The organism is Neochlamydia sp. AcF84 (genome assembly GCF_011087585.1).
Lineage (GTDB): Bacteria > Chlamydiota > Chlamydiia > Chlamydiales > Parachlamydiaceae > Neochlamydia.
In genome coordinates this window covers 20,900-33,834 of the sequence record NZ_VJOT01000054.1, presented here as the reverse complement: position 1 = coordinate 33,834, position 12,935 = coordinate 20,900, and the positions used below count along the sequence as shown (strand labels likewise).

Below are 12,935 nucleotides of genomic sequence, written 5' to 3'. Positions count from 1 at the left end.
TTTAAATTAAGATGGCTTTCTAGTTGATTTTTGCTACTCTTATTAATTCCAAGAACGACGATTATCGTTCTTTTTAATAGGAAAAACGGCTTTCAAGACGTCTCTCATAGGGAGCAGGATAGCTTGGATTGAGATAAATCGAATAGCTAGAGGGGTAATAATAGGATGAGGAAGGCCCTCTATAATAGTCATAGTAATAGGGATAGGAGGCTCCAAAGCCCAGCCCAATTCCTAATCCGCCATAGTAATAATAATTATTTCCTCCTCCATGCCTATGATCATGATGTTTTTCATCCCTATCATGGCGTCCACCTTTATGGTGCCCATTCCTACCCCCATGCTTTCCTTGAGCTATCAGCAAATTGTCTTTCAATTTTTGAGGCTCATCAGCTTGTAAAGTAGAAGAAATACCCATAGATAGAGAGAAAAAAGCAATAAGAAAGCCATATCTTTTGTACATACAATCTCCCGGTTTATTAGCTATTCAAGTTCTTAAGACACCAACTAAAAAGTTTTTATAAATTAATCTCTAGACTGTTAATCAAATCCACTTATGTTTCCTGTTTTTCTGCTAAAGCTGCTTTTGAGATAGGATTACTTTGTACCTTGCAAGTACTAGCCATAGCTGCTAAATTTTCCTAGAAATCCAAGGCTTAAGCTTTTTAATAAACCCTTAAGGGAGAGCTTATTGACTTAATATTCTAAGAACTTTAGGGGCCTGCTGCGCTTTTTTTCTTAAAAAAGCTTTAAAACCCACATTCCGCAAGTTAATTACCGTTAGCATATAATTTCTGAAAAGGAGGCCCTAAAACTTGTAAAATGTGTTTCATATTAGGATTTAAATTAAGGATTAACTCTTTTATACCCTCAGGAGTACGTTTGATTAAGAGATGTACACCTTCAAAAACTTGGAAAATCCAGCGCATGGTAGGCGTCTTTGTAGGTTTTCCTAATTGATTAGGAATAGAGGTAGACAGCTTTTCTAATTGTTGACGTAAATGGCGCTGAGTAAGGGTATAAACTAGCAAGCAAAGACACATGATCATGGCTAAAGCTATAATCCTTTGTTCATTTTTAAGGAATACCGACGAAGCCATGAATAATGGGTCTTTTAGAAAGCGGAAGCCTCTTTCCACCGATTGCTGGCCTTTATAATTGTCTAGCAGATCCTCATTTGAAAGAAGCTCGGCATTCAGCTCATTAGTGGCTAGGATAAATTTTCCTTTTCTTTGTAAACTATTGGAAATTTTTTGCTCATCTTTTGCTAAGGCTGCCTCCATTCTATACTGGATCGATAAAGCTTGCTCTTTTTTAGGCCTGCCAGGTTCTTGCTTGATCCGTTTTTGTATAGTATTTATTTTGTCTAGACGATGATATTTAAGCTTTTTTTCAAAAGCTTTCAAGGCTGCTTTAGCATCTTTTTCGCAATCAAAAGCTTTTGAGGCAAGTTGCTTTAATTCTTTGACTTTTGCTTGCAGCTCTTTTTCTATTTGCCTATCTAAGGTTTTCTTTTCCCTTATAAAAGCTTGTTCAGAATAGACTAAAAGCCACCGTTGAGGAATTCCTGCATAGATAGAACCTAATTCAACGGCCCAGTAATCGGCAGACAGCTTTTCCATTTCCTCTTTAGAAAAACTAGATACAAGCTCATAGGCTGCTCCTATTTGTTCTGGAACGCGAGTTACCCATTTCATACCATTGGAAATATCTTTTAGGGTGTCAGTGGTATACATAGCACTATCGGCAACGAAATAATGAGGTTTGGATCTATCTTTAATTTGGGATTTAAGCTCTTTTAAAGTTTTCCTAAAATGGCTTTTATCCGAGGTATTACCTGCAAGCGCTTGGGCTAATAAAGGAACATCTCCATCTTGGCTGCAGATTAAAGAAATCATAAATTTTTTAAGATCAGGCCGATAGTCTTTTGAATGTCCAAACGTAATGATAGGAACTTGCTCCCCCGAGGAATATTGCCCTTGAACAGACATACTTGTCGTATCTAAATGCTGAAATTTTTTATTAACATTAAATTTTGAGCAAGCTTGCAAGGCAATGGCTGAAAAGATAGCATCACATCCATATTCGTAGCAGCAATCTAAAGCTCTACCTAAACGATCATCCGATATATTTTCAGATCTACACGCTCTTCCTAATAATCGTTCCACAGGTTTACTTGCGTAAAATTGTGCTTCTAAATATAACGGACGTGAAGTAAAACCTAACCCATTGATGACCATTAATTTGATGCATTCTCCTGTTGTTATAATAGCTCGGGGATCGGGGGGAATGAGCTGATCTATCATGCTCACTAAATTGATCTCGTCGCACATGGCAGAAACAATCCCTAAGTGGTCAAGATCTTTGCTACTATACTCTTCCATCGCTTATATCCTCTCTTTCTTTGCTTTGAGAGGAACAAGCTTAGTTTTTTCTTGAAAAAAACTTAAGTCAATTTACCAAAATAATAAAAAAATTATCCAACCATTGTTTTAACCTGCGGAATGTGGGTTAATAAAGACTTTGGCTTCTTTTTCACTGCCCTTAAGGTAATGCTTAGCTAAAGTTACGGCAAGCCCTTAAAATAGGAACTAGGATTTCACTAGGCACTTGTGCAAGAGTGATAGAAGAGCAAGGGTTCATTTGCTGGCCTTTTCAGGCTTTTTTAAAGTAAAAGATGTTGAAGAAAGCTAAAAGAAGCAAGAAAACTTTAAGTTACGGGTACTACCTGTACATTTAAAAAAGCCCATTCTTCTATTTTTCTTTAGAAGAAATTTAATTTTCTTGCAAAGAGGTAGGAGTAACATTTTGAAGAAGCTCTATAATTTCATCGTGGTTAAATTGTTTTAAAAGCCGATGATCATCCACTCCTACAATATCTTCCATGAGTTTTCCTTTTCTAGTAATCATCCTGTCAATTTTTTCTTCAAAAGTGCCTTTGGTCACCAATTTGAAAACTTGAACTCCTCTAGTTTGGCCACTACGATGAACGCGGTCTGTCGCCTGATTTTCCCGGGCGGCATTCCACCAGCGATCATAATGGATAACAACAGAGGCAGCGGTTAGCTCTACTCCTAATCCTGCAGCTTGCAAAGAACCTAAAAAAACCTCGCATTGCGGGTCTTCATTAAAGCGCTTAAGCTGTTCTCCTCGGTTAATCGTTGAACCCCGAATAGCAGCAAAGCCAATGTGACGCTCTTCTAGATATTTTTGAATGATATCCAGCATGTTCAGATATTGAGAGAATACAACAACCTTTTGGTGGCTTTCACGGGCTTCTTTCAATAGCTCGATGAAAAGATCCCATTTGCCAGCTTGGTAAAGCTTATATTCAGAGGGGGTTTTTAAATAGCAGGCCGGATGATCGCAGATTTGTTTTAAATATGAAAGAATAGCAAATATATGTAGGTAAGGGATAGGCTGACTTCTCTGGGTAAGTTTATCCAGCACCACCTGTCTCGATTGTTCCACAACATTATTGTAGAGAATAGCTTGAGATTCTGTTAATCCGCAATGGGAGATCTCTTCAGTTTTTTCGGGTAGATCGTTAAGAACATTTTCTTTTTTCCGTCGTAGCACGAAGGGATTTATCAATCGTGATAAGAGAGCTTTACGCTTTAAATCCTGCTTTTTATCGATAGGTTTAACAAAATACTCGCGGTAATCTTTTTCACCAGGCATATAAGTAGGTAAAACTAAATCAAATAAAGATTTTAACTCACGTAGATGATTTTCTATAGGAGTACCTGTGAGCCCAAGGCGCATGTGGGCATTAACGTGGGCTAACGTGGCATAAAGGCGGCTCCTATAGTTTTTTGCAATTTGAATTTCATCAAAAATTGCTAATTCAAAGGATATCTTAGAAAGCAATTGGTGTTCAATCCGCCACACACCATAAGAAGTTAAGAGAATATCATAATGCTGCTGAAATTCATCCAGGCTGCGATGAGCCCCGTAAAAGGTAGAAACACGTAATTTAGGCAAGTACTGCGCAAGCTTATCTTGCCAATGGTAAATAACGGAGGTGGGGCAGATGATTAAAAAATAGCTGTTACCCTTTTGTTTTTGCTTTTCGCCATGATTGATAATAGATGCGATTAAGGCCATCGCTTGGTGGGTTTTACCTAGTCCCATATCGTCGCAAAGTAGTCCTGACAGCCCTTGCTGATAAAGAAACCATAGCCAATGAAGACCCTTTTGTTGATAGGACCTTAGGTCACAACTTAGACCTAATGTATTAGGTTCGGCAGGAATTTTAAATTCTATAAGCTCTTTTAGAAGATTGAAAGAAGAGGAGTGATTGTAATTTTTTTCTTTTTTTCCTTCTTTTATAGGATCTAAGGCATTCAAACGAATCAGTTCAATCGTAGAAAGGGTGAGGAGATTATGACGTTTATCTAAGCGTTTTTTTGCAAGAAGCTTCAACCAATCATAGCGTTTGTCTTCAAAATCAATTAACCCGGCTTCTGTAAATTTAAAGCGCTGATTTTTTTTTGAAGCTGTCCATAGCTCTGCAATAGGAACAGCACCCTCTGTGGAGGTGTACTCTAAGTTAACCGTGTACCACCCGCGTGTATTAAAATCTGATTTAGAGATAGCGCTTGCGGTAAGCTCAAGCTCTTTGGGAGGTTCAAGGCGTGGATCAAGGCTCTTTATAAACGGCTTTAAGTTTTTGAGCTCATGCTCTAAAAAAAATAGATGATGCTCAGGTTTTATTTCCACTACCTTTTGATAAGCGAGGGGTAAGCGACAAGTTAAAGGGAGTTCAGCAAAGCCTTCCCCCTCTACATAAGTAAATTCGTCAAAAAAATAAACTTCTTCAAGGGTGTATTCTGGCAATAGATCATAGGTAGGAATAACAAGGATATGTTCGTCTTTAGCTAATTTTATCACTATTCCTGCATGGACAATAGGTTGCTTTTCACTAAAAAAGCCCGGAACAACTTTTAGCTCCTCGCGGTTATCTCTGATAAACATAGGAATTTGATCAGGATTTAAGAAAGACCCAGGGCGTAAGGGAAGGCTTACAGGCAGAGTATTTTTAGCATAAAACCCTTGGGTTTCGATGTAAATCCAAGGGCCAAAATCCTTGCTTTTCAAAGTTTGCTCGTGGGTAGCTACTGTACGTTGAAAAGAAAGCAATCCTTTTTCTTTGTCCATTTTATAGTTTAGTAATGCCTCTAAGCTCGCGACGTGTGTTTCAAATCCCTTATGAGTGTTTAGCCACGTACGATGCTGCTGGACAAATTCTCCCACTTTTTCGGCAGAAACTAGGGTTTTCGCTTCTTTAAATCGCAAGCCTTCTAACTTGTAAAAGCCCTCCTCTTCTAGATAAGCCCATGAATCAAAAAGCTGGGACATGGGTTTGCTAAGATCTCCAGGGCAGTGAACGTAACCCTGAATATGAAGGTTCCATTGTTCATCAAAAGCAATTGCATAGGAAACTTTAAAGATCCCCTCATGAATGACACAACCTTGTAGATGTTCCTTGATGAAAGCTAAATTTTCATCAAGTACTTGTGCTAGATGAGCTTGGCTAATCACTTTAGAGCTTAACAAGCCTAAAGGATTTAAAGGATAAAATCCTTTAAAAGGTACTAGTAACCAGCTTCCAAATTGAAAGCTTTGAAAAAGAGAGGGGGACCTGGCAATAGGGGGAGGGATTTTATTCGAGTCAATTAGAAAGCAAGCATGTGCTTTATCATAAGTTATTTTAATATTAGGGTCAGCTTTTAATGGATACAAACGCAAAGGTGAATGAACGGTAGCTAACGCAGGGATAATCGAAGGTAAATGCGTTTGGGGAATATAAAATTTGCAATGGAGAGTAGGAAATTTTACACTGATGTAATTAGGGATACCTTGAGGCGTATAACTAAAATCTATTTGATAGGTTTCCTCAGCTTCTTGCAAAGACATCAGCCACTTTGCCAAGTCATTCCAAAAAGAGAGTGCATAGCTTAGCATAGGGCTAGGACGACCTTCTTTCCAGCGACGAATCTCTTCTGGCGATAGATTGGAAAATTTTAAAGAAGTTTCCTCCGTCTCTTTATAGCGATTAAAAAGTAGATGTTTTAATTGATCGGCAGTAGCTTTTGTAGTGCTATGGACTAAAAAAATTTGTTGGCGATTGGCATAAATGGTATAAATCCCCTTGGAAGAAGGCCTAAACTTTACTTCCTCAAATTTCATCTGTTCAGCACAAAGATAGCACAGCTTATTCCAAAGAGACTTTTCGAAGCGCTTATGAAGAGGCTGGCGGCTCTTGTTAAAAATATATAAATAAGCTGCAGCTAAATGAGGGCAGGCGGCCACTTCCTCGCTTTCCGCACAGGAACAAAAAGCATCCTTTAAACGGTTAACCTTATCAAATTGAAGGAAGGACCACACGCCTTGAGGATTTTTTTCATCCATTACTTTAACTTGATAGGTTTCCCCTGAAAACTCTACTTCTTTAACTTTTCCTGTTCGTAAAAGCTTCTCTCCTTTCTCGTGAAAGGGTTTAAAAACACTAGGTAGTGGCATATCAAATACCTAACAAAGAAGAAGTAGTAGCTATGGAAAGTAGACAGCTAGTCCTATTACGCAGGTTTAATAAAAAAATTAGCCGAGCATTAATTTTTCTATACTTCTCTAAAAAAGGCAGGCAGACCACTAGAGGAAATACATAATTAAGGCGATTCAGCATACTAATGGGGAATGGATAAGTTAAAAAATAGTCAGTATAACATTTTTTATGTTTTAGTGCGAATAACAGCTTATAGATAGAGCTCTCTTTGCCAAAAAGGGTATTGAGCAAGTGCTGGCGAGAGATTAGGTTTCTAAAGAATTATGGGACGGGATTGTATTTTAAAAGATAACCTTGTCGGTCAGTAACTTTAGGGTAAATCCATGGATCATCATTTTCACGCATTAACCGATCACAGCCCATGCTAAAGCCGACGAAAAAACCATACTTGCGCATAGCATCCAGTGTGTATTGTGAACTGCTAGGTAAATAGTTACTGCGAGGGCCATCAATCGGTGTAATTATTGTTTGATGAAAGCCAATGAGGCTTTCGGCCAAAGAGCCCATCAGGGGGGTGGTACAGTAATAAGGCTGCTCTTGCAAAGGAGCGGGCTTAGTGCGGGCCAAATCGGCATCTTTCCCCCAAGGCTCTGCCTCAAGGCAAAAAGAGAATAAAAAAAGAGAATAGAGAGTGAAGAGGTTGAGGATTATACGTATAGGCATTTAGAAGGAAGTTTGAAAAGTTAATACAGGAAAAAGATGATTCTTGATCATATAGTCTTTAGCCACTGTTTTGTATAAATGTTCATTAAATTCTTTTGCTCCTAGGCCGGCACCATTAATTCCTCCTATATACCATCCCATTTCAAGGCTTGTAGCAATGGCTCCTGCGGCCCAATTCCCATGATCAAAGAAGTAGTAAGCGGTAGCGATAAAAAGAGAATTTACTAAGAAGGCAGTAATGGCTGTATTCTTTTGTCCCAAATAATAATAACCCGCTCCCGGAAGCAGAGCATTAAGTGTCTTAGCATGTCTTACAGACTTCGCATGTTGATTATAAGTAGTTAGGAAATAGGATAAATTCTCATTAGAGCCTAGGCAGGGATTGTGAAGAGCCGAGAAGTTGGCATGAAGTACATCCTCAGCATGTTGAAAATTCTCTGCGACTTTAGGGCGAACTTTTTCGAGGAGAGCAAAAACTTTTTCAGCTTTAGCTAGCTGGCCCGCTCTTGAATATGCATCATAAAGAATTTGAAGAAGATTCTCAAAAGCTAGAAATTGAGTTGAGATATTAGTCAAGCTACTAGCTTCAAAAGTCTCTACGGCCTCTTGATATTTTTCACCTAAATAATAGCTTAAAATAATATCATACTCTATCTGCTGTTTTCGATGGAGTTGATTGGAAGGAATAAGAATCAAAGCACGTTTATAGCTAGTAATAGCGCGATAAAGGTCATTTTCTCGAGCAAACTTGTTAGCAATAAGAAGTTCTTTGGCCCAATCTTCTCTTAGCTCTTCCGGAGTTAAATCCGGAAAAGCGGAGGGAAGATTTTCTACAACATGCACAGGTGTAGCAAATTGAATATTTGGTTCAAGTTCATCAGCTTCTTTAAAAGAACAAGCTACTAAGCCTAGACATAGTGAACCTAAAAATAGATTAGTAACGATCTTCACTGCCATCTGAATTTTCTGTATTAATAATATTAAAGAAATCCATCGCTTCATCAGTTTCACAAATCCATTCCTTAGGGCGCCGGCTTTTGACCCGATAGACATTTTGTTGATGTCTAGTGATGTTGTCAATTTCTTCTTCAGTATCTAAGATGATGGGATGAATAAAAATCATTAAATTTTGCTTTGTATTTTTAACTTGCTTATCACTAAAAGCTGCTCCTAACACAGGAATGGATCCTAGGCAGGGAACTTGGGTACGGTTTCTTTCGTCCGTATCGCTTACCATTCCACTTAAGATTAAGAAAAATTTGTTGGGAACATGTACTTTTGTTGTCGTCCTGTTAATTTTAGTAGTAGGTCCCACTATCTGGCTAGTTGCAGTTGAGCTGCTCGAAATTCCTCCAGAAACAATGGAGCTAACTTCTTCTTGAATCTCTAAAGTAACAATATCATTACTGCCAATGATAGGGGTAACCTTTAGATTAGTGCCGACATCTCGAAACTCAAAATTTTGTGTTAAAATAGTACCTAAGTTGTTAGCAATAGATTGTGTGGGAAACTGCGTGTTGAGGCCTACAAAAACTTCTGCGGGTGAGTTATCTTCCGTAAGAATTTTAGGGTTCATGATAATGCGCGACATAGACCTTTGGGTTAAAGCTTTTACAAGACCTCCTAAGGTTGCATATTCTTTTCCATTATGAGTGATGGTCTGTCCAATAACTCCTAGTACAAAACCGCTTACACTTGTAGCTTGGGCTGCAGCATTAGGAATTAAACCAAGTCCTGATGAAGCCATTCCCGCCGGTAGAGTAGAGGCTCCCGATAAGAAAGCTTCCGCACCAGAAGTATTGCCCCCACCAAAGTTGGAAGCTACATTAGTAGAGAAGTTTAAGGAGTCAGTGATGTCTGTTTCTAAAATAAGCATCTCCAGCAGAACCTGACGAAGAGGAACATCAATATCGCCTAAGAGCTCTCTCATCTTATCAATAGCATCGCTTGTTCCTGTAAATATAAGTGAGTTCGAGGATTCAATCCATTGAACGCTATTAATAGAAGCTAAGAGGTCAGTATTGGTGCCAGCTCCTGAGGCTGTGAGGCTTTCAGCAATTCTAGCTAGGGCCTTAGCAATTTGCTCGCCTTTACGGTATTGCAACTTATAAATAGAAAATTGAGTTCTTTCAATGTGGCCTACAGGTAGTTCAGCATCAATTCTTTCTTTACGCTGAACTTTTTGGGGTGAAATAGGTTTGCCAGGATTGAGCTGAAAAACCCAGTTACCATCTTTATCTAAAACCCACTTACCATCAGGTCCTTTTCCATTAGGAATAGGTTCACCGGGCTCAAAGTACCAGTTACCTTGTTCATCAATTTTCCAATTACCTTTGGGAGGACCACTACCATTAACAGCTGCTTCAGGAATAAATTGCCAGTTGCCATTTTTGTCCAAAATCCATTGACCTGCCTGCTGTTTTGTACCAAAATTAAGATCTCTAGGATTAATTATTTGGGTTGTAGCCCCTGTCTGATCAAGATATTTCAAAATAGATAGAGTGCGTTCTACGAGATAAGGACTTCCTACGATAAAAATACTATTAGCAGCTTTATGAGAAATGAAGTTGATTTTTTGATCTTGTGCAATTGGTTGGATAATCCGTGCTGCCAGTGCAATAAGTGCGTCTGCCGATTGAGAACGCACAACATATTGGCCGATAACTAGTCCACTTTGTGGGCTGTCCAAGCTATTAAGTAAAGCGCTGATTTCTCTAATATTCGAAGACAAATCTGTGATTATTAGATGATTAGTTTCTTTAAGTACTTCCACTAAAGCGTTAGCAGAAATCATGGGTTTTAAAATCACAGCAGCACGTTCTGCTTCTAACGTGTTTAGCCTAAAAACCTTAGTTATAATATCAAAATTCTGCCTTTGATCGATGCTTCCATCCTCAGTCACCACCTTGGAGATACCGGCCACTTTACTATTACGATGAATAATAATGGTGTTCTCTTGTTCGATCAATTCTAGGCCATGGATACGCAGCTCTTGCAGGAGAGCTGTCATAATATTATCAATAGTGGTAGGTTCTTCTGAGACTATGGTAACAGTGAATTGTAAATCGTTTTCATCGAATACAAAATTCTTATTAGAAATGCGGCTGATGAAACGAATATATTCTGTAATAGCGACATTATTGAAATTAATGAGGATAGTTTTAGGGGGTTCATTGGTATTTGCATGGCTAGCCGCAAGAGGTTTAAAATTTGATGGAGAAGAGGAGTGGGTGCCAATATTAGAGTTCGTAGGAATAGTATCTTGGTTGGCCTTGGAAGACGCTGAGGGTTGAAATAAGGGGGCAGAAGAAGATGGAAATAAGGATGGTGTTTGGGATGATGAGGAATCTGGGGTAAAAGTAGGTGGAATAGGAGCATTAAAATCTATTGAGTGATGAGATGCAGAGTTATCCATGGTTGGCGAGGAAGCCGTAGGCTTATGTTCTGCTGCGGAAGTAGGATTAAGCATAGAAGGAAGGTCAGTAGAACTCGAAGAAGTTGTCAAAGAAGGGTGGACTTGCGGGAAAGAGGAAGATTCAGAAGTAGTAGAAAGCTGAGGTGGAGAAATAGTTGGGGGCTGTAAAGAAGCAGGTTGAGCTTCTGCAGGCTGTGGAAGAGTAGGCAATAGTTCGGACGCTGCTTGGTTGGCTGTGTTAGGAGAATCGGTAGGCTGTACCAGTTCAGATAGAGTATCAGCGGTATGAGGTTGGGGATAAGTAAAAAGTTTAGGATAGAAAAAGCGGCCAATTTCTGGCGATTCCTTTTTCTCTTGAGTAGATGAAGAATCTGGGGGAGAAGTATCCAGAGGCGGTAAAGCGGCTGGTATTTCCTTATTATCTAATGTTTCATCACCACCATAGGGAAGGGTTGACGGCACAGAGTGTTCAGCTTTTATATAGGTGTAACAAAAGCATGAGGTTAAGATGAAGATAGCTAACGATAAAGCTTTAGGATAGGTATAATATTTTTTCATGTAGAGTAGGGGGTTATGTCATACTAAAAAGTCAGGATCATAAAGTCTCGATTGATTTAATGCAATTTTATAATTAATTTTTTGATTAAGCTATTTGATCATCCACCAACCTCTTTACTAGCTATAAGGTCATGAAAATCAGAGGAAAGGTAATTTTTTCCATGCTTATGCAAAAGATAGTGGATGAGTAAAGATTTCTATGAAAGAAACTATTAGGAAGAACGCTAAGGCATACGAAAGGGATTATAAAGAGCATTACAAGAGGTCCAAGAATGGGTTTTTTTAAAGTAGAGGCTTTCACGGCAGGGACAAAAGAAGCAGGCTTAATAGGCGGATAGCCCTAGACAAAAACTAAAGGTAATGTTAGCTTTAAGCGTCTTTATAAGCTTTGCAAGCTAGAATCGGACAAATGTAGGTGGGTGTTTTTAATCCTCTCCATAGGGAGAAGTATTTGGCTAAATTACCTTTATACTTTAGGATTTGAGGTTATTGAAGAAACAAAAACAGCTTCTTCTTATCCTTCGCATTTTTTAGGCAGGAAAAGATTCTTTAAAGCTTTTCCTAGGAAAGAAAGCTTAAGAAGTATAGTAGGATGGCGAGTGACAAAGTTTAGCAATTTAAGCCTCCATCAAAAGTTTGAGAAAAGGCAAAGAAAGCTTTGCCTTTTTTCATGCCATTATACCAAGGTAGCCGTTATAGCAAAAAGGCTAGTTAAGCTAACTGAAACTATAGTAGCCAAGCAGGCTGAGCGTGTAAAAAATTCTGTAACCTTTAAAGCAGTATGTTTCCATGTTCCCATCTTATGCTTTAATGCACCCAACCATCCGGGACTTTTTAAGACTTCACTTTCTTGCGTTTGCTGGGCGGTGGAGAGGAAAGATGTTTCTCCCCTTGCAGCTATTTCTTCTGCATTCAAGCTAGAATCTTCCAGCTGTTCAGCAAATTCTTGAAGGCTTTGTGAATTTAATGCCTTATTTTCCTCATATTCGCGTTGTATTTCATCCTCCCAATCTTGCATATATTGCTTAGTAATCGCATTTCTTTTAACAGCAGCTTTTTCTTCCATCTCTTTCTCACTTAGATCTGCATCTTGTTGAGGAAGGAGGCGTTCTTCTAGCATAGCATCAAGCTGTTTACTTATTTCTTTAAAGCTTATCTTTAAGCTAGCAAAACTTTTGCTAAGATTTACGCAACCCTCTTCTACGCGCTCTAAATTTCCTCTTATCTTTTGGTGCTCTTTTCTTATTTCTGCTTGATCTGCAGCTATTTGTACCTGATCCTTTGCTATTTCGGCGTGATCTTTTGCTATTTGGGCGTGATCTTGTTCGATGAGTTTGAAAGCTTTTTTTAGCTCGGCTTGCTGGTTCCCTATTAATTTAAAGTCTTTTCTAAGCTGTACTTGTGCTTGCATAAGTTTAGAGGATTTTTCATTTGAGGCCGTCAGTTTCTCTAGGGTGATATCCAATATAGCTGTTACTTCTTCTACCTCCATGCGCCTTTGCTTGAATTCTTTACTTAATTCTGCATGTTGCAAATGCACAATGTTGCTTAGCCTAATTCGTTCATCTTCCATCTGTCGAATGTCCATTGTAAACAGTTGGTCGATTACATTCTGGATGGCTGCATCCTGCTCCAATTGAGCTATTTTTGCATTAATTTGTATCGTTTGTTCAGAAGAAAGGAGGGCTTGATTATCTGAAGGAACTTCTTTGACTACCATATTGTTAAACCTCA

General features: G+C 38.7%; 7 protein-coding genes. All 7 read right to left on the bottom strand.

Annotated elements, in window-relative coordinates:
* Positions 1-73 precede the first annotated feature (73 nt).
* Positions 74-460, bottom strand: coding sequence for a hypothetical protein (locus NEOC84_RS06280; protein WP_166156816.1), 387 nt, complete (start codon positions 458-460; stop codon positions 74-76).
* A 307-nt stretch (positions 461-767) separates the two neighbouring features.
* Complete coding sequence (locus tag NEOC84_RS06275) at positions 768-2,381, bottom strand: IS1634 family transposase (RefSeq protein ID WP_166156813.1); 1,614 nt, start codon at positions 2,379-2,381, stop codon at positions 768-770.
* A 391-nt stretch (positions 2,382-2,772) separates the two neighbouring features.
* Entirely contained in the window at positions 2,773-6,522 is a 3,750-nt protein-coding gene (locus NEOC84_RS06270) for a DEAD/DEAH box helicase (RefSeq protein ID WP_166156810.1), read from the bottom strand.
* 304 nt (positions 6,523-6,826) lie between these two features.
* Positions 6,827-7,132 (bottom strand): membrane protein insertion efficiency factor YidD, encoded by a 306-nt coding sequence (gene yidD / locus NEOC84_RS06265; RefSeq protein ID WP_242678217.1) that lies wholly within the window; start codon positions 7,130-7,132, stop codon positions 6,827-6,829.
* A 96-nt stretch (positions 7,133-7,228) separates the two neighbouring features.
* Positions 7,229-8,185, bottom strand: a complete 957-nt coding sequence (locus NEOC84_RS06260; RefSeq protein ID WP_166156804.1) for a tetratricopeptide repeat protein — start codon at positions 8,183-8,185, stop codon at positions 7,229-7,231.
* On the bottom strand, positions 8,163-11,201 hold the full coding sequence (locus NEOC84_RS06255; RefSeq protein WP_166156801.1) for a secretin N-terminal domain-containing protein: 3,039 nt from the start codon (positions 11,199-11,201) through the stop codon (positions 8,163-8,165). The genes NEOC84_RS06260 and NEOC84_RS06255 overlap by 23 nt, the downstream gene beginning before the upstream one ends.
* 676 nt (positions 11,202-11,877) lie before the next feature.
* Complete coding sequence (locus NEOC84_RS06250; RefSeq protein ID WP_166156798.1) at positions 11,878-12,921, bottom strand: hypothetical protein; 1,044 nt, start codon at positions 12,919-12,921, stop codon at positions 11,878-11,880.
* Between the last annotated feature and the right edge of the window lie 14 nt (positions 12,922-12,935).

Coding starts and splice junctions, on each gene's coding strand:
- NEOC84_RS06280 (WP_166156816.1), bottom strand. CDS start 460: ATGTACAAAAGATATGGCTTTCTTATTGCTTTTTTCTCTCTATCTATG.
- NEOC84_RS06275 (WP_166156813.1), bottom strand. CDS start 2,381: ATGGAAGAGTATAGTAGCAAAGATCTTGACCACTTAGGGATTGTTTCT.
- NEOC84_RS06270 (WP_166156810.1), bottom strand. CDS start 6,522: ATGCCACTACCTAGTGTTTTTAAACCCTTTCACGAGAAAGGAGAGAAG.
- NEOC84_RS06260 (WP_166156804.1), bottom strand. CDS start 8,185: ATGGCAGTGAAGATCGTTACTAATCTATTTTTAGGTTCACTATGTCTA.
- NEOC84_RS06255 (WP_166156801.1), bottom strand. CDS start 11,201: ATGAAAAAATATTATACCTATCCTAAAGCTTTATCGTTAGCTATCTTC.
- NEOC84_RS06250 (WP_166156798.1), bottom strand. CDS start 12,921: ATGGTAGTCAAAGAAGTTCCTTCAGATAATCAAGCCCTCCTTTCTTCT.